The following is a 15,431-nucleotide window of genomic DNA, read 5'->3' as shown; positions in this document are numbered from 1 at the left end:
TCCCCCTGGGTTCACCGGCCGTCCCCGTGAGCAGCCGTCCCCGGAGGCGGCCCGTCCCTGAGCGCTCTCACGGCGTGAGCACGAGGTCCTGCTCGACGAGCGGGGCGCCGGCGTGCCAGTCCAGAGCCTGGCCGAAGCGGACCAACTCCCCGTAGTGGGCAGGCTCGACGCGCTCGGCGAAGACCAGGCCGAGTACCGCGCGGGCGGCCTCGGCGGGGGACTGGGCCTCGCTGAAGTCGCTGAACCAGGGGCGGGAGGTGGCGGTGTCGACCATGCCGGGGCACACGGAGGCGATCAAAGTGTCCGTGGCGAGGTCCCGCGCGCGGCGCTCGGCCGCGACCGCGCGCACGGCGGCGACCTGGGCCACCTTGGAGGGCACGTTCAGCCAGACCGGCCAACCCGCTTCCTGTGCCGTCCTGTTGTGGACGGCGGTGCGCCAGGACTCGACGGCGTACTCGACCTGCTCCAGGCTCGCGTCGTCGAACAGCCGGTGCAGCCTGGGGTCGAGGTGGCCGAGGGTGCCCAGGCTGCTGGCGACGACGAGCAGCCGCCCGCCGGGCCGCAGGATCGGGCCGAAGGAGCGAAGGATCGCGTGGGTGGCGGAGTTGGAGACGTCGATGAACTCGTCGGCGCGCGCGGACTGCGAATCCCCGGGCAGCACCCGGGCCACGGCGTTGGAGATCACGACGTCGACCCCGCCGTACTGCTGCCGCAGTTCGTCGGCCAGCTCGGAGATGGCGGCGGTGTCGGTCACGTCCAGGACCCGCTCCTCAACCCGGCTGCGGGTGCCGGCCAGTTGCGCCACCTCGCGGGCCGCGTCGGTGACCCGCTGCCGGTCGCGGCCGGTGAGCAGGACGAGGTCGTCGGGGCCCATGCCGGCTGCGAGGCCCTCGGCGAGCGCGCGGCCGAGACCCTGGTTGGCGCCCGTGACGAGGGCGATGCGGGAGGCGTTGATTCGAGTTGCGTTGGTTCGCGATGCGTTCATGACTGCAACGTTAGGAATCGTCGGATCATGCGTCCAACGAAAGTTACGCACCACTAGTATGCGTAATCGTCATGGACTTCACGGATGTGTCGCTGACCGCGCTGCGGGTCTTCCGCGCGGTGGCCGAACAGGGAACCTTCACCGCTGCCGCGGCGACGCTGGGCTACACCCAGTCCGCGGTGTCGCGGCAGATCGCCGCGATCGAACGGGTCGCGGGCGCCGAGTTGTTGGAGCGCCGGCGCGACGGCGTACGGCTGACGGCGGCGGGCCGCGTGGTGATGCGCCGCGCGACGGTCGTCCTGGACGAGATCGACGCCACCGCGCGGGAGCTGTCGGGCCTGCCCGGACAGGCAGGGACCGTACGCCTCGGCTGGTTCCCGAGCGCCGGAGCCGTGCTGCTGTCCAAAGCCCTTGCCGCCCTGCGTCATTCGGACCCCGGACTCCTTGTCGTCACCCGGGAGGGCAGCACCCCGGCACTGGTGCGCGCCCTGCGGGCCGGCAGTCTCGACCTCGCTCTCCTGGCCTCGGCGCCGCCCTTCCGCCCGCCGGACGCCGAGTCGCCCGCGCTCGTGCTGCGGACGCTCACCGAACGCGCGCTGTGTCTCGCGGTGCCAACGTCCCACCCGCTGGCCCGCGGCGACTACGTCGACGTGGCCGACCTGCGCGGGCAGCGCTGGATCGCCGGCTCCACCGCCGGTGAGGACGGGCTCATGGGGGTGTGGCCGGGGCTGGACGAGCGGCCCGAGATCGCCCACACCGCCCGCGACTGGCTGGCCAAGCTGCACCTCGTCGCGGCCGGGTGCGGGCTGACCACCATGCCCGCCTCGCTCGCCTCCGCGGCCCCGCCTGGTGTGCGCATCCTGCCGGTGCGGGGCGGACCCCAGGAGCAGCGCCGCCTGCTCCTGGCCCGACTGCCCCACCCGCCGAGCGACGCGGTCACGCGGGTGGCGGCGGCGGTCCGCGCCGCGGCACTCGACATCGGCCCGCCGGAGCGGCCGTCACCGTCCCCCTGACCGCGGGTGACGCACAGGCATTTCCACGCCTGATGCCGGGCGTGCTCTGCTGTATGCTCATATCTCGAAACGAGGTACTGCGAATCGAGGTACGAGCATGAGCAAGTCCCGTGTCCCTGCCTCCCCGCTCCCGCTCCGCTACGGCACACATCCGGACCAGGTCGCCGATCTCTTCCTGCCGCTCGACGACAACGCCCTGGCGGACCCCGGGGCTTGGCGGGCCGCACCCCTGGTGCTGTTCTTCCACGGCGGGTTCTGGCGTGCCGAGCACGACCGGCAGGACGTCGCCGGATTCGCCCGTGCACTGGCCACCGAGTCCGGATGCGCGGTCGTCAGCGTCGAGTACCGGCGGGTCGGCGACGGCGGCGGCTGGCCGGTCACCCTGACCGACAGCGCGGAGGCCGTCGACCGGCTGCCCGGCCTCGCCGCGCAGGCCGCGCCCGGCCGGGTCGACCCGGCGCGGGTGGTGTACGCGGGGCACTCCGCAGGCGGCCACCTGGCCCTGTGGGCCGGCGTCCGGCACCGGCTGCCGGAGGGCGCGCCCGGTCGTACGCTCGCCCCGCCCCCGCTCCTCGGCGTGCTGGCCCTGGCGCCCACGGCCGACCTGGCCCTGGCCGACGAACTGGGCAGCGGTCGCGGCGCGGTCGCCGCATTCCTCGGTGGCGCACGCGACGAGGTCCCGGACCGGTACGCCGCCGCCGACCCCGCGGTCCTCGGCGCGCCCGCCGGCCGTACGGTCGTGATCCACGGCGCGCTCGACGAGGCGCTGCCCGTGGCCATGGCCCGTGACTACGCGGCCCGCGTCGGCGCGACGCTCCACGAGCTGCCCGACTGCGGGCACTTCGAGGTGATCGAACCGGGCTCGGCGGCCTGGCCCGTGGTGGTCGACGCGCTGCGTACGATCGTCACCGGGGAGGGTGAGGCCGCCGGCCGGGAGGTTCAGCGCACCGGGAAACCGAACGCGTAGCCCTGCTGCTTCAGCCACGGCAGCAGCGTGCGCAGGGCGGCCACGGTCTGCGAGCGGTCGCCGCCCGCGTCGTGGAACAGGAGCGTCGGGCCGTTGCCCAGCTCGCCCTTGACGGTGGCGATGATGGCGTCGGTGCCCGGCCGTTCGAAGTCCTTCGAGTCGACGTTCCAGCCCAGGGGCCGCATCCCGTGCGAGGCCGCCAGTTTCCGGCTGTACGGGGTGAACGCGCCGCCCGGGGCCCGGTAGTACATCGGCCGTACGCCCCCGGAGGCTTTCGTTATCTGCTGCTCGGCGTCCAGGATCTGCTGCGACTGGTAGGCCTCGGACTTGGTGTCCATGGTGGTGTCGTGCGACACCGTGTGGTCGCACAGCCGGTGCCCGGCGGCCACCACCTGCTTGACCAGATCCGGGTGCGCCTGGGCCTGGGTGCCGACCATGCAGAACGTCGCCTTCACGCCGTACTCGTGCAGCACTTGGAGCACCTGCGGGGTCCAGGCCGGGTCCGGGCCGTCGTCGATGGTGATGTTGACGGCGTGGTCGCCGTGGTCGGAGGCGTGGGCGATGATGGCGGACACGGCCGCCGCCTTCGGCGCGGCGGGGCGGGCCGCGGCACCCGCGCCGGCCTGTCCCTGGCCGGCGGCCGGGCCGGCCTGTGCCGTCCACACCGACGTCGCGGCGGCCAGTGCCGTCACCCCGACCGCAGCCGCTACCACCCGGCCGTACCAACCCTGCCCGCTGTGCCGCCCCATGTCCGCCCCGCTCCCAGCCCGTGTGCCGATGCCTCCCGTGCACCTGCCAGGACGGGTTTGGACGATCAAGGGATCCCGCTGTTACGAATAACGGACAATTCCGCGGCGCCTCTGCTACAGGCAGTCCGTTTCGGCGAGTTGCCGGGCGGCCCGGTCGGCGTACTCGCTGTCGCCGAGGCGGACGCATTCCTCCAGGTCGGCCCGCTGCCCGGCCGCGTCCCCGGCCTGCGCCCGGCACTCCGCCCGCTCCCACAGCAGCTCGGCCCGGTCGGCGCCGGTCAGGCTGAGCGCGGCGGTGAAGTCGGCCTCGGCCTGACGGAGTTGGCCCGCGGCCCGGTGCACATAGCCGCGGTTGTACAGCAGCGCGGGGTCGGGACCGGTGAGGTCCAGGGCCCGGTCGAGATCGTCGAGCGCGTCCTGGTGCCGGCCGCGGTCCAGGGCGATCACCGCCCGGTTGGCGAGGGCCTGGTACAGCCCGGGATCGAGGTCCAGCGCGGCCGAGAAGTCCCGCAGGGCGGCGTCGGCGTCGCCCTCCTCCAGCGCCGCGAGCCCGCGGGTGCACAGCAGGCCGGCACTGTCCGGGTGGTGGGCGAGGCCCTCCTCGGCGTCGGCGCGGGCGCCTGCCGGGTCGCCGTTCTCCAGCAGCAGCGCGGCCCGGTTGATCCGCGCGTCCAGGTGGTCCGGCTCCAGCTCCAGCACATACCCGAAGTCGGCGATCGCGCCCGCCGGGTCGCCGGTGGCCGCGCGCAGGTCGCCCCGGTTGTAGTGAGCCTCGGGGAACGGCGGGCTGACGTCGATGGCCCGCTGGTAGTCGGCGGCGGCCTCGGCGTGCCGGTCCATACGGCGGTACAGGGCGGCCCGGTCGAAGTAGTACTCGGGGTGGTTCGGGTCGGCCGCGATGACGGCCGTGAAGTCGGCCAGCCCCTCCTCCAGCCGGCCCAGCGCGGCCCGCACCTGGCCGCGGTTGTGCAGCAGCACCGACCGGTGCAACAGGTGTTCACCTTCGGCGAGTTCGGCGTCCAGCTCGGCCAGCCCCTCGCTGACCAGCGCTTCGGCCCGGTCCAGGTTACCGAGGTGCATCTCCACCAGGGCGAGCCCGTTCTGCTGGAAGACCCGCTGGAAGGAGCGGGATGCCTCGGGCATGAGCGAGGCCAGGGCGATGGCCGTGTGCAGGTGGACCCGTGCGGTGGGATGGTCCCGCTGCTCCGGCGCGCGGTGCCGGGTGTGGAGCATGCCCAGCGCGTAGTTGGAGAAGAGATGGACCATCGGGGTCGTATAGCGGCTGCGCAGGTCGAAGTAGATCTCCTCGGCCCGGTCGGGCTGCCCCAGCACCGCCAGCGCGCTGGTCAGCCGGGTGCTGATCACGCAGTACTGCTCCTCCTGGCGCTCGGGGTCGGCGAGTTCGCGTGCCCGGCCGCCGAGTTCGAGGACCGCGTGGTAGAAGCCCATGTCCACGCAGCGCCCGGCGGCGTCGATCAGCGCCCGCAGCCCCGCGCCGCCGGGGTCGGTGCCGAGCGCCCGGTGGTACGGCAGGGCGCCGAGCCGGAACTCGGTCGCGTCCGCCTGCTCCAGCACGGCGGCGCGGGCGTCGTGCAGGGCGGCCCGGACCTCGGGCTCGGCCGCGTCGTACGCGGCTTTCTGGGCGGGGGAGTCGGAGGTGCCGTCGGACTCCACGAAGGCGCGTGTGAGTTCGCCGGGCGCGCGGTCGTCTCCGGCGGCGGGCCGCGCGGGGGCCGCCAGGGGGTAGGCGTAACGCCGCAGGGCACGGCCCAGTTCGGCGGCGCGCTCCGGAAGTTCGGCGCCGGCGGTGCCGATCACGACGCGCAGCCGCGCGGGGTCGGCGCGGCGCAGCAGGATCGCGAGCAGTTCCTGCTCGGTGGGGTCCGCCTCGTGGACCGCGTCGAACGAGACGGTGACCAAGTGCGGGGCGTGTGAGGCGGCGTACGCGTTCAGGAACTCCACGACGCCGTGGGCGAGTCGGCGGGTGCGGCCGGGGCCGTAGAAGCGGGTGCGCTCCTCGGGGATGGCCACGGACGTCAGCGTCTCCCGGGAAGGCTGGACGGCATGCTCCACCGCCGGTGCCACCGACAGCAGTTCGATGTCATGGGCCTTCACCAGGCCCGGGTCGGCGGCCTGGACGGCGGGCACGATGCGGGTCAGCAGCTCGGCGGTGCCGCCGTACGGACCGCGCAGCCGGCGATGGCTGCACACCGCCAGGACCTCCGGCGCCTGCCCGTCGTCGGCAGGCCGCAGCGCGTCCCTGAGCTTCGCGGCCCGGTCCCGGCGGGTGGCGCCGGTGATCCACAGGTGCGCGGGCGGTGTGTTCGACGACGTGTTCATCGGGCCTGCTCCTCACGAGGGTCGCGGTGGAAGGGCGGACAGCCGGGGTCACGCGGGGGCGGGCCGCCGGGAACGGGCGCGGTCGCGCAGCGCCACCAAGCCGGCCAGCCCGAACTGGACCGCGCTCAGCGCGAGGAAGGCGAGCGTGTCCCAGAAGTCGCCGTCGGGATGGGACGGATGGGCCAGGCGCGTGATCAGCAGGTCCGCGAAGTGCACCGTGAGCGGGACGACCGCGACCACGGCGGTGGCGATCAGCACCACGACCCCGGCCAGGGCGAACGGCGCGTACCAGCGCGCGACCGCCCGGTCGCGGTCCGACCACTGCTCCTCGTCGACCATGCGGCCGGGCATCCGCAGAATCCGGAAGAAAGCATTACGGATCACCGCGCGCGTCGCCTGATGCAGATCGACACAGCCGAGAGCGGTGGCGAATACGTAGTAAAGATCGGTCTGCAGGAAGAGATAGAACTGCCAGACGAACCGCATTGCCGTAGTGAACGCCAGCGCCAGGGCGAAGCGCCCGGCAAAGGGCAGCTCGCTATTTCCTCCCGCGTCCGCGGCTGCCAGGCAGACAAGGACGCAGAAAACCAGCGTGTCCGCCAGCATTCCGGCGAGGAACGGCAGATATCGCTTGCGTTTCTCCACGCTGAGCAGACCGTTCAGGGTCGTCTCGAAAACCACGAAATAGAGGCGGTGGCCGATACCGAGCCGCGAGGGCAGCCCCAGCCTGCGGCCCGCCAGGGCGTGAAACGCCTCGTGCAGGAAAATGAACGGAAGCTGGGCGAACAGCAGGCCCAGTTGCACGGCGAAGAGGGAATCGGTGAAGAACAGATCGCGCGGATGCGGCCGGACCTCGGGGAGGCGGACGAGCAGGACACCGCAGACGACGGCGAGCAGGCCATAACCGGCCCATGCCCACGGCGAGAAGACGGCGACGCCAAGGTGCCTGAAGCGCACCGCCGCGGGCTCCTGCCGCTGCCCCTCGGGCTCGCCCGCCGAGCGGACGAACCCCAGGTCGGAGATGGTGTCGAGGAAGTCCTCCATGTCCACGGGCTCGTTGTAGGTGGCCGTGTACCACGCCGCCGCCTGCTCGATGCCCATCCCCGAGGCCAGCTGCCGCAGCAGGGCCGCGCCGTCCTCGGGGAACAGGGCGTAGGAGTCGGCGTCCGGCCGGCCGACGAGCACCTGACCGGACTCGGGAACGAAGGTCAGCGGATGGAACGCCAGTTCCCCCGGTGGCATGTCCACCCCCTTTCCTCCCCCTTTTCCTCATACGCAGCTTTCCTCATACGCAGCGCCCGGAGCTCGGATTCGGCCCCGGGCGCCTCTCGCCTGGTTACTTCGCCAGACACAGCGGCGGCCAGTACGAGCTTCCGTTCGTCGTCAGTTTCACGCCACCGGTCTTGCGCACGACGATCTTCTTCATTGAAATCCCCCCCTTCCGTCACGTGAACGAGCTCCCGTTCGCAATTGGCCGGAGCGAATGAGCGAACCGAAAACGGTAATTCGCCGGCCCCATGACGCTTCCCGACTGTAGCAGTGGCTGTTGGGGCGAACCAGGGGAGGTGATTGTGATTCCCGGGCATTCTCGATATTGGCCGGAATCGCTGAGCGAGTGATGTGGGGAGCGTAGTCACATCGCCGGGGACAATGTCGACGCGGCGGCCCGGGTTCCCTACACTTCCTGGGAATCGGGGCGCGCCGCGGGTCGACTTTTGGTAAAGCGTCGTCGCTCAGAAGTTCGATGCACTCGGGCCTGGACGGGTCCCGGCCCACTCGGCAGCGGGCGGGACCGAGGCGCGGCTAGGTTCGCTTTCGGGCATTCCGCACATGAACAGTGACCAGGCCAGGCAGGCGAAGGCGGCGCTGTGCAGGAGGGCGCGGACGATGTTCCAGGTGACCCACTTGTGCTCGAAGTCCGCGCGGACCGCTGCCAGATTCCTGATGTGATCGGGATCGCCGGCGTCCGCCAGGTGGTTGTTCAGGGGGACGTTGACGCTGCCGGTGACCATGAAGGCCACCAGGTACAGGACCAGCGCGGCGATCAGCCAGGGCAGCGCGGAGCGGCCGTGGCCGCGCCAGGCCAGGAAGACGGCGAGGCCGATGAGGGGGATCGAGCCCATGTACGGGAGCATGAACACGGGGTTGATGATGGCCTTGTTGATGCCCTGCATCGCCTCGACGAGGGTGCGGTCGGACGACCGGGCCAGGCCGGGCATGACCGAGTAGGAGAAGGCCGCGAAGAGTCCGGCCATGAGTCCGGTGAACAGGGTGGCTGTGAGCAGCACACCTGTCTGCAGATGCTTCATTCGGCGTCCTTCGGGGTCCAGATGCCGGTGGCGGCGGTGTCATGGGCGTAGGCGGTGAAATCTCGGGCCGGGCGGCCGAGCACCTGCTGGACGCCGTCGCCCAGGTGCGCGTTGCGGCCGTCCAGCACGGTGGTGAACAGGTAGGTCAGCAGGCCGGTGACCTCGTCCGGGACGCCTTCGGCGGCGAGCGCGGCGGCGTAGTCGGCGGCGGGCACCGGGACGTACGAGACGACCCGTCCGGCCGCCTCGGCGATCACGGCGACGGCGTCGGCGAAGGTGAGCAGCCGCGGTCCGGTCAGCTCGTACGTCCTGCCCACGTGCCCGTCCTCGGTGAGCACGGCGGCGGCGACCTCGGCGATGTCGTCGGCGTCCACGAACGGCTCGCCCACCTCCCCGGCGGGCAGCACGACCTCGCCGCCCAGCACCGGTTCGAGCAGATAGCTCTCGCTGAAGTTCTGGCTGAACCAACTGGCGCGCAGCACCGTCCAGTCGGCGCCCGAGTCCGCCAGAGCCTTCTCGCAGGTTTCGGCCTCCGGCTCGCCGCGGCCCGAGAGCAGCACCAGGCGCCGCGCGCCCGAAGCCACCGCCAGCTCGGCGAAGGAGCCGATCGCCTCCGGCGCCCCGGGGGCTGCCAGATCCGGGTAGTACGAGACGTACACCGCACGCACGCCCTCCAGCGCGGGCGCCCAGGTCTTCGGATCTTCCCAGTCGAACGGCACACCGCCGAAGCGGGAGCCGATGCGTACCGGCAGATCGCGCCCGGTCAGCTGCCGGACGACACGGCGTCCGGTCTTGCCGGTCCCGCCCAGGACAAGGGTCAGGTCTTCACGCGTCATGGTGAGTCCTCCTCGGTCTCGTTGGTGGTGGCCCCTTCGCTCCTGCCACCCCACAACCATCGGCCGAGCGGCGATCGGCAACAACGACCAAGCGTGCAAGGATCGTTGACCCTGGGGTTCACGAACGGGGGTTGTGATGGAGCGGCGCGAGATCGAGATCTTTCTGACGCTCGGCGAGGAACTGCACTTCGGCCGCAGCGCCGAGCGGCTGCACATCTCGGTGGCCATGGTCAGCAAGGCGATCAAGAAGCTGGAGCGGGCGGTCGGGGCGCCGCTGTTCGACCGCACCAGCCGCCGGGTGACGCTGACCCCGATCGGCCGGCGGCTCTTCGATGACGTGCGGCCCGCCTACCAGCAGATCCTCGACGGCTTCGAACGGGCGGTCGCGGCCGGGCGCGGTGTCGACGGGGTCCTGCGCGTCGGTTTCCTCGGCACCGCGGTCGCCCAGTTCGTCCTCCAGGTCGCCGAGGTCTTCCACACCCGGCACCCGGCCTGTCAGGTCGAGATCACCGAGACCCGCTACACCGACGGCGGCGCGGCCCTCCTGCACCACGACACGGTGGACGTCCTGCTGCTCGCGGCTCCGGGCCTCGATCCCGACCTCAGCGAGAGCCCGGTCCTCTTCCGCGAGCCCCCGGTCCTCGCCGTCTCGGCGAGACATCCCTTCGCGCGCCGCGACTCGGTCTGCCTGGAGGACCTCTCCCGCGACAAGGTCCTGCGCCCGCGCGGCATCCCCGGCGAACTCGACGCGCTCTCCGTCCCCAGCCACACCCCCGGCGGCCGACCCATCGAGCGCGGCCCGGACTTCGCGACCATCCAGGAGATGTTCGCCCTGGTGGGGGCCGGGCGCGGCATCTTCCCCGTTCCCACCCACGCGAGCCGGTACGACTCCCGGCCCGACGTCGTCTACGTCCCGATGAGCGACGGTCTCCCCTTCGAATGGCGCCTGATCTGGCGCACCGCCGTGGAGACCCACCGCGTCCGCGCCTTCTGCCAGGCCGCCCGCGACTTCGTCGAGGCGAACGGGAACCCGCTCCTGCCCGCATGACGGAGGGCCCCGTGGCGGCCCTGGCCCAGGCCCTCGGCTTCGACGCCTCAGCGTGCAGAATCAACCCCGCTGCTTCTCCAGCCACTCGACGACGTCCGGGGTCACCGGGTCGGTGATGTCCTCGAACTCCTTGTGCTTCGTGAGGAACTTGGCCACGTACGGGCACACCGGAACGATCCGCTTGCCGAGGGCGCGTACGTCGTCGAGGGCGTACTGGACCAGGCGTCCCGCCAGGCCCTGCCCCGCGTAGGCGTCGTCGACCTCGGTGTGGAAGAAGACGCGCTGGTCACCGCGGTCGCGGTAGGCGGTCAGGCCGGCGCGTTCGCCGTCGACCCGGATCTCGTAGCGGTGCCGTGCGTCGACGCGTTCGACGGTCGGCTCGGAGGAGGGCTGGTTCATGGCTGTCCTTTCCGGTGATTCGTGTACCTCATATCACGTGATGAACGGCGGTGAACCGGCGCAGTGCCCTCCGCTTCGGTCCCATCCGTGGGGACAGTGCAGGAGGCCGCCCTGATCGACGTCACCGACGGATCCGTCGTGAGCGCCGTGGTCATGGGTGACGCCGTCGGGGTACCCGGAGACGGGCACAGTGACACCACCGCCCCCGGATCTCCACGGTGGTGCCGCACCGGACCCCGGCGCGTGAGGACGAGGGGACGACCGGAAAGGAGAGTCGACCGATCATGCGTATCGCGTTTCTGACAGCGCCCGACGGCGTCGAACAGGCGGAGCTCACCCGGCCCTGGCAGGCGGTCGTGGCGGCCGGGCACGAGCCGGTGCTCGTGTCGACCCGGTCCGGTGAGGTCCAGGCCTTCCACCACCTGGACAAGGCGGACAGGTTCACGGTGGACGCGGTGGTCGGTGAGGTGTCCGCGGATTCCTTCGGCGGCCTGGTGCTGCCGGGCGGGGTCGCCAATCCGGACTTTCTGCGGATGAACGACAAGGCCGTCGCGTTCGTGAGGGAGTTCTTCGAGCTGGGGCGGCCGGTCGCCGCGATCTGTCACGCGCCGTGGACGCTCGTGGAGGCGGACGTGGTGCGGGGTCGCGAGCTGACCTCGTGGCCGAGCCTGCGCACCGACATCCGCAACGCGGGCGGCACCTGGGTCGACGAGCAGGTGAAGATCTGCGACCACGGGCCCAACAAGCTGGTCACCAGCCGCAAGCCGGCCGACCTGAAGGCGTTCTGCGAAGCGTTCCTGGAGGTGTTCGCAGAGGAGTTGGCGGGACGCTGAGTGCGCCGCGCAGGCCGCGCTGCGGCCACCACCGCGAATCGGGGGTCACCAGTAGTGACGACGGCCTGCGACGGCGTGACCGGCCGAGCCCAGAACCCAGAGGACGATGCCGATCACCACGAGTACGAGACCGATCGTCCACAGGATGCCGATCCCGGTGAGGAGCCCGATGAGCAGCAGGATGATCCCGACGATGATCATTTTGACCTCCACGGATGCAAACGCGCGGAACGCCGGACCAGGCGCGTTCCTCGTTCCGAGTACCCGGGCCGGTGCAGCGCACACGGGTTCGCCGAATCTCGAAAGGCCATCGGGAGCTTGATGGAGATCTACAACGCGAAGAGAGCGGCGCCGCCGTCTCGCCCCTGGCCACGTCCGGGTTGCCCGGTCCGGACAACCGCAACGTTGATCTTTCCCTCTTCCACTGCGAGTGAGAGGGGGCGCCATGAGGGCGAACTGGCAGCGGGTGGTGGCCGCCAGCGTATGCGGCGGCGTGCTGAGTTGTGGGGGCCTGGCGTGGCCGGCCGCGGCCGGCGAAGACCCCCCGAGGATCACCCAGGCGTATGCGGGCCCCCGCCCCGGAGAGGCCATCGGTATCGATCTGCTCAACTATGAAAGAAAGCCGGGCGTGCACCTGGTGGCCGAATCGCCGGTCTTCGCGGCCCCGATCCGGATGGACGACCCTGCGGTGGACACTGACGGGGAAGGCGCCAAGGCGCCCATCCCGGCGTCGGCCAAGCCCGGATCGTATCCGCTCGTCGTCAAGGCCGGAGGCAAGGTGGTGGCCCGCGACACCATCGACGTCAAGCCGCCCAGGCGTCCGTTCATCGAACTGGACGAAAACCGCGTGAGACGGCCGGGCACCACGGTGAGTCTGTACTTCGACGACCTGTACCCCGGAGAGGCCGGCAAGTCCTTCACCGCCCATTCCACGGCATTCACCTCGCCGATCCGCCTCGTACGCAACAAGGAGTCCTGGAACAACACCCGCTATTTCATCGCGCTGCACGTGCCGTTGCGGTACACCGTCCAAGACGGGACGTACGCGGTGCGGGTGACCGATGCGGATGGGAAGCGGAAAGCGGAGACTCGGCTGGAAGTCCGCTCAGCCCATCCCGGAGACGACGACTATCTGGGCAAGGCCAGGGGTCCCGCGTTCTTCGGGGAGGGGGGCCATCTGCTCAGCGCCCGGGCCAAGGGCTCTACGATCGCGGCGGGCAGGACGGTGTACGTCAGGTGGCAGGATGCGTACCCGGACCCCGGGGAGGAGGAGCGGATGACCGCGACATCGCCGGCGTTCCAGGCCCCGGCCAAGCTGAAGGCCGATGATCTCAAGGGCCATGAGGGGGATGCCCCGATCTTCTGGGGCCCGGCGAGGATCAAGCCCGACCTGAAGCCGGGCTCGTATCCCGTCACCGTCGTCAGCCACCACGGGCGAGTGAAGAAGACCGGCTACCTCACCGTCACCCAGGGAGCCGCCGTCCACGACGATGAGGACGGACTGTCGACCCCCGTGTGGGCGGGTGCGGGCACCGTTGCCTTCGCTCTGGGCGCCGCCTCTGTGGTGCTCGTCCGGAGGCGCAGGCGGGCGTCCGTTTCCTGACCCGGCAGGAATGGTTCCATTCGGCGTGGGTGAGGCTGAGGAGCGGGGCGACGTGATCGAGTACGGCGGCCTTGTTGACGAGGACGTCGCTCCGGCCGAACTCCCCTGGGACCGGTCCACGGACGATGCGGTTGAGTTCGGCCTCTACGGCTGCCTGTGTGGCGCTCTCGCGTTCCCTTTCCAGCAGCCAGACGCGTTCTCCCATGACTAGGCGCCACCGGCGCCCAGGCCGGATGCTCACGCGGCCTGAGTGAACCGGGCGGGGTGCGTTTCACCTCGCCCGGCTATCTGCGCGCCGGGCTGGAAAGCCCCAGCTCAGCACGCCCGGCCCCGTGGCTTGAGCGGCACGGACGGCAGTTCGGGTGCGGGCAACGGGTCCCCGTCGTACCCCCGCACTTCGCCGAATCTCGACCCGGTCATCCAGTCCTCGCGGGCCTGAACGATGTCGTCGTGCGAACGCCTGATGAAGTTCCACCAGATACCACGTGATCGACGGTTCTTCCCAGGTCAGAGGTATCGCGCACCCTCGGGCGTCAGCAAAAGGTCAGCATCGGACGCCGAGGAGTCAGCACCACATGGCGGCACGCGCTCTCGCCCGCGGCATGGGCACCTTCTTCAAGGACTGCGACCACCCTGAGTCCCGTTGGTCGAAGTGCCCGCACGAGTACAAGATCCGGTACCGCAGCGCGGCGGGCAAACAGACGGAGGAGTCCGGCCTCGGCACCCAGGACAAGGCGATCGCGCGTTTGATGGAGGTCTACAACCAGAAGAAGGCGGCGCCACGGTCCCAGTCGAAGGCAGAGCGGATCCAGAAGTACGGGAGGATGCGGTTCGAGGAGTACACCGAGGAGTGGAAGGCCGGCCAACGGCACCTGGCCGCGTCGTCTCTACGTCACCTCGACTCGCTCCTGGAACATCATCTCTACCCGGCACTCGGCAGCCGGCGGATGAACTCCTTCGACCACAAGGTGGTCGACGGCTTCATCCGCACCATGGAACGCAACGGTGCTGGTCTGGCCACCCAGTCCAACGCCTTCGACAAGCTGCGCGCGGTGCTCCTCGACGCGCATCGGCTCGGTATCTTCTCCGACAGCCCGCTGGATGGCGTCAAGCCGCCGCAGTACGACCCGGCTCGGGCGGTGATCCCGTCCCTCGAACAGCTGCGAGCGATACGGACCGCAGGTGACGACGCCTTCACGCTGGTCGTCGACCTGATGAGCGGCTGCGGTCTGCGGAACGGCGAGGCGTTCGCGGTGAACCTGCACAACATCGTGGCCGACGACGTGTACCGGGTTAACGAGCAGGTCGTTCTGTCGACGCGCCAGTACGGGCCGCTCAAGCATAGGAAGACGGGGGACTACCGCGATGTGCCCCTTCCCGCTCGCATCAGGGAGACGATCGAGTGGTACGCCGAGAAGTACGGCACCTTCGACGGCTACCTGTTGCGTCAGCCGACCGACCCTCGCAGGCCGTATCCGCATTGGGGGATGGACAACCAGTGGAAGCGGATCAGGACAGCGGGCAAGGTGGACGTCCCGGAAGGGATGGTCCTCTACGGGAACCGCCACTTCTACGCGTCGAACTGCCTGAGCAACGGCATCCCGATCACAGACGTTGCTGAGTGGATGGGACACAAGAGCGTCGATGTCACGTTCAAGATCTACCGGCACCTCCTGCCGGGATCGATCGGCAAGGCGGCGCAGGTGCTGGACATGGCACTCGCGGCCTGACGTGACGGGGGATTCCTGGCCGCGTCGGCGGCCAGGAATCGAGCGTGGTGGGACTCAGCCGAGCTTCTGCTGCCGAGCCCAGGCGTGCACATCGGTGATCTTGAACTGCAGCTTGGCGCTACGGCCGTTCCCGAACTTGTAGGGGATGAGTCCGAGTTTGGGCGCATCTCGGTACACCCACGTGATCGACATGTTCAGATACTCGGCGGTCTGCTTGGCGTTCATGAACTGCGTGGGCATGCAAGGTCCTCAAGGTCACGTGGTCGACAAGGACTGAGCCTCTGCTGCAGACCGCGGTTTGCCGAGGCAGCGGATCGAGTGGTAGGGCTCCCTCGTGATCTCCAAATACGGGCATCTGAGCCCTTGGCTTCAGGGGCCGCCGCGCAGTAGGTGAGTCGACAGGAGAGACAGCCTCCGGTCTTCGGCGCTGCACGTTCGTCCCAGCAGGTTCTTCGTCTCCTGGTGGTACGGCAGTTGCAGTCAAACTGACCAGGGGAAACAGCAGTTGGTGCGGCTCTCCGGCGGTGGCTGGTCCGGCAATGGTCCGGATCTTGGCCAGTATCGGCTTGCGCAATGTGCTGCTGCTGGGCGGGGGGTGACGGCAGTGTGACGAGCTGGA

Annotated in this window: 16 protein-coding genes and 1 pseudogene; 7 read left to right on the top strand and 10 right to left on the bottom strand. The window is 70.3% G+C overall.

Going from position 1 to position 15,431, the window contains the following annotated elements; translation table 11 throughout:
* Positions 1-67 precede the first annotated feature (67 nt).
* Positions 68-955 carry an SDR family NAD(P)-dependent oxidoreductase gene (locus tag ACWD35_RS28350; protein WP_451354267.1) on the bottom strand — a complete coding sequence of 296 codons (888 nt, stop codon included), beginning with the start codon at positions 953-955 and terminating at the stop codon, positions 68-70.
* Between the two features lie 101 nt (positions 956-1,056).
* On the opposite strand from ACWD35_RS28350, the gene ACWD35_RS28345 reads away from it, so the two are divergent.
* On the top strand, positions 1,057-1,998 hold the full coding sequence (locus tag ACWD35_RS28345) for a LysR family transcriptional regulator (RefSeq protein WP_451354139.1): 942 nt from the start codon (positions 1,057-1,059) through the stop codon (positions 1,996-1,998).
* A gap of 97 nt (positions 1,999-2,095) precedes the next feature.
* On the top strand, positions 2,096-2,965 hold the full coding sequence (locus ACWD35_RS28340; RefSeq protein ID WP_451354138.1) for an alpha/beta hydrolase: 870 nt from the start codon (positions 2,096-2,098) through the stop codon (positions 2,963-2,965).
* On the opposite strand, the gene ACWD35_RS28335 is transcribed toward ACWD35_RS28340, so the two are convergent.
* The 5 genes from ACWD35_RS28335 to ACWD35_RS28315 form a co-directional block, all read right to left on the bottom strand.
* A complete protein-coding gene (locus tag ACWD35_RS28335) occupies positions 2,938-3,714 on the bottom strand; it encodes a polysaccharide deacetylase family protein (RefSeq protein ID WP_451354137.1) in 777 nt (258 codons plus the stop codon). The genes ACWD35_RS28340 and ACWD35_RS28335 overlap by 28 nt on opposite strands.
* A gap of 114 nt (positions 3,715-3,828) precedes the next feature.
* On the bottom strand, positions 3,829-6,054 hold the full coding sequence (locus tag ACWD35_RS28330; RefSeq protein ID WP_451354136.1) for a tetratricopeptide repeat protein: 2,226 nt from the start codon (positions 6,052-6,054) through the stop codon (positions 3,829-3,831).
* A gap of 48 nt (positions 6,055-6,102) precedes the next feature.
* A complete protein-coding gene (locus ACWD35_RS28325; RefSeq protein WP_451354135.1) occupies positions 6,103-7,239 on the bottom strand; it encodes a hypothetical protein in 1,137 nt (378 codons plus the stop codon).
* 548 nt (positions 7,240-7,787) lie between these two features.
* Positions 7,788-8,363 carry an anthrone oxygenase family protein gene (locus ACWD35_RS28320; RefSeq protein WP_451354134.1) on the bottom strand — a complete coding sequence of 192 codons (576 nt, stop codon included), beginning with the start codon at positions 8,361-8,363 and terminating at the stop codon, positions 7,788-7,790.
* Positions 8,360-9,199 (bottom strand): NAD(P)H-binding protein, encoded by an 840-nt coding sequence (locus tag ACWD35_RS28315; RefSeq protein ID WP_451354133.1) that lies wholly within the window; start codon positions 9,197-9,199, stop codon positions 8,360-8,362. The genes ACWD35_RS28320 and ACWD35_RS28315 overlap by 4 nt, the downstream gene beginning before the upstream one ends.
* 136 nt (positions 9,200-9,335) lie before the next feature.
* Here ACWD35_RS28315 and ACWD35_RS28310 point away from each other — a divergent pair, with 136 nt between their 5' ends.
* A complete protein-coding gene (locus ACWD35_RS28310) occupies positions 9,336-10,247 on the top strand; it encodes a LysR family transcriptional regulator (protein ID WP_451354132.1) in 912 nt (303 codons plus the stop codon).
* A gap of 60 nt (positions 10,248-10,307) precedes the next feature.
* Here ACWD35_RS28310 and ACWD35_RS28305 read toward each other — a convergent pair whose 3' ends face one another.
* Positions 10,308-10,646, bottom strand: a complete 339-nt coding sequence (locus ACWD35_RS28305; protein WP_451354131.1) for a GNAT family N-acetyltransferase — start codon at positions 10,644-10,646, stop codon at positions 10,308-10,310.
* Positions 10,647-10,930: 284 nt separating this feature from the next.
* Here ACWD35_RS28305 and ACWD35_RS28300 point away from each other — a divergent pair, with 284 nt between their 5' ends.
* Positions 10,931-11,479, top strand: coding sequence for a type 1 glutamine amidotransferase domain-containing protein (locus ACWD35_RS28300; protein WP_451354130.1), 549 nt, complete (start codon positions 10,931-10,933; stop codon positions 11,477-11,479).
* 45 nt (positions 11,480-11,524) lie between these two features.
* Here the strand turns inward: ACWD35_RS28300 and ACWD35_RS28295 are convergent, their stop codons facing one another.
* A complete protein-coding gene (locus tag ACWD35_RS28295; RefSeq protein WP_451354129.1) occupies positions 11,525-11,680 on the bottom strand; it encodes a DUF6131 family protein in 156 nt (51 codons plus the stop codon).
* Positions 11,681-11,924: 244 nt separating this feature from the next.
* Between ACWD35_RS28295 and ACWD35_RS28290 the strand changes: the two genes are divergently transcribed.
* Positions 11,925-13,082 (top strand): hypothetical protein, encoded by a 1,158-nt coding sequence (locus ACWD35_RS28290; protein ID WP_451354128.1) that lies wholly within the window; start codon positions 11,925-11,927, stop codon positions 13,080-13,082.
* Between the two features lie 25 nt (positions 13,083-13,107).
* Positions 13,108-13,293 carry a hypothetical protein gene (locus tag ACWD35_RS28285; protein ID WP_451354127.1) on the top strand — a complete coding sequence of 62 codons (186 nt, stop codon included), beginning with the start codon at positions 13,108-13,110 and terminating at the stop codon, positions 13,291-13,293.
* A 104-nt stretch (positions 13,294-13,397) separates the two neighbouring features.
* Here ACWD35_RS28285 and ACWD35_RS28280 read toward each other — a convergent pair.
* A pseudogene (locus ACWD35_RS28280) lies at positions 13,398-13,562 on the bottom strand (pirin family protein); the annotation flags it as partial.
* 95 nt (positions 13,563-13,657) lie between these two features.
* Between ACWD35_RS28280 and ACWD35_RS28275 the strand changes: the two are divergent.
* Entirely contained in the window at positions 13,658-14,812 is a 1,155-nt protein-coding gene (locus ACWD35_RS28275; RefSeq protein ID WP_451354126.1) for a tyrosine-type recombinase/integrase, read from the top strand.
* A 54-nt stretch (positions 14,813-14,866) separates the two neighbouring features.
* Here the strand turns inward: ACWD35_RS28275 and ACWD35_RS28270 are convergent, their stop codons facing one another.
* Positions 14,867-15,052 carry a hypothetical protein gene (locus tag ACWD35_RS28270; protein ID WP_451354125.1) on the bottom strand — a complete coding sequence of 62 codons (186 nt, stop codon included), beginning with the start codon at positions 15,050-15,052 and terminating at the stop codon, positions 14,867-14,869.
* Positions 15,053-15,431 lie beyond the last annotated feature (379 nt).

The organism is Streptomyces sp. NPDC002671 (assembly GCF_053592475.1).
This window is presented reverse-complemented; position numbering and strand designations above follow the sequence as displayed.

Bases quoted from the DNA above. Each gene is read 5' to 3' on its own strand.
- ACWD35_RS28275 (WP_451354126.1), top strand. From the start codon at position 13,658: ATGGCGGCACGCGCTCTCGCCCGCGGCATGGGCACCTTCTTCAAGGAC.
- ACWD35_RS28310 (WP_451354132.1), top strand. From the start codon at position 9,336: ATGGAGCGGCGCGAGATCGAGATCTTTCTGACGCTCGGCGAGGAACTG.
- ACWD35_RS28315 (WP_451354133.1), bottom strand. From the start codon at position 9,199: ATGACGCGTGAAGACCTGACCCTTGTCCTGGGCGGGACCGGCAAGACC.
- ACWD35_RS28290 (WP_451354128.1), top strand. From the start codon at position 11,925: ATGAGGGCGAACTGGCAGCGGGTGGTGGCCGCCAGCGTATGCGGCGGC.
- ACWD35_RS28335 (WP_451354137.1), bottom strand. From the start codon at position 3,714: ATGGGGCGGCACAGCGGGCAGGGTTGGTACGGCCGGGTGGTAGCGGCT.
- ACWD35_RS28330 (WP_451354136.1), bottom strand. From the start codon at position 6,054: ATGAACACGTCGTCGAACACACCGCCCGCGCACCTGTGGATCACCGGC.
- ACWD35_RS28270 (WP_451354125.1), bottom strand. From the start codon at position 15,052: ATGCCCACGCAGTTCATGAACGCCAAGCAGACCGCCGAGTATCTGAAC.
- ACWD35_RS28320 (WP_451354134.1), bottom strand. From the start codon at position 8,363: ATGAAGCATCTGCAGACAGGTGTGCTGCTCACAGCCACCCTGTTCACC.
- ACWD35_RS28345 (WP_451354139.1), top strand. From the start codon at position 1,057: ATGGACTTCACGGATGTGTCGCTGACCGCGCTGCGGGTCTTCCGCGCG.
- ACWD35_RS28340 (WP_451354138.1), top strand. From the start codon at position 2,096: ATGAGCAAGTCCCGTGTCCCTGCCTCCCCGCTCCCGCTCCGCTACGGC.
- ACWD35_RS28295 (WP_451354129.1), bottom strand. From the start codon at position 11,680: ATGATCATCGTCGGGATCATCCTGCTGCTCATCGGGCTCCTCACCGGG.
- ACWD35_RS28305 (WP_451354131.1), bottom strand. From the start codon at position 10,646: ATGAACCAGCCCTCCTCCGAGCCGACCGTCGAACGCGTCGACGCACGG.
- ACWD35_RS28300 (WP_451354130.1), top strand. From the start codon at position 10,931: ATGCGTATCGCGTTTCTGACAGCGCCCGACGGCGTCGAACAGGCGGAG.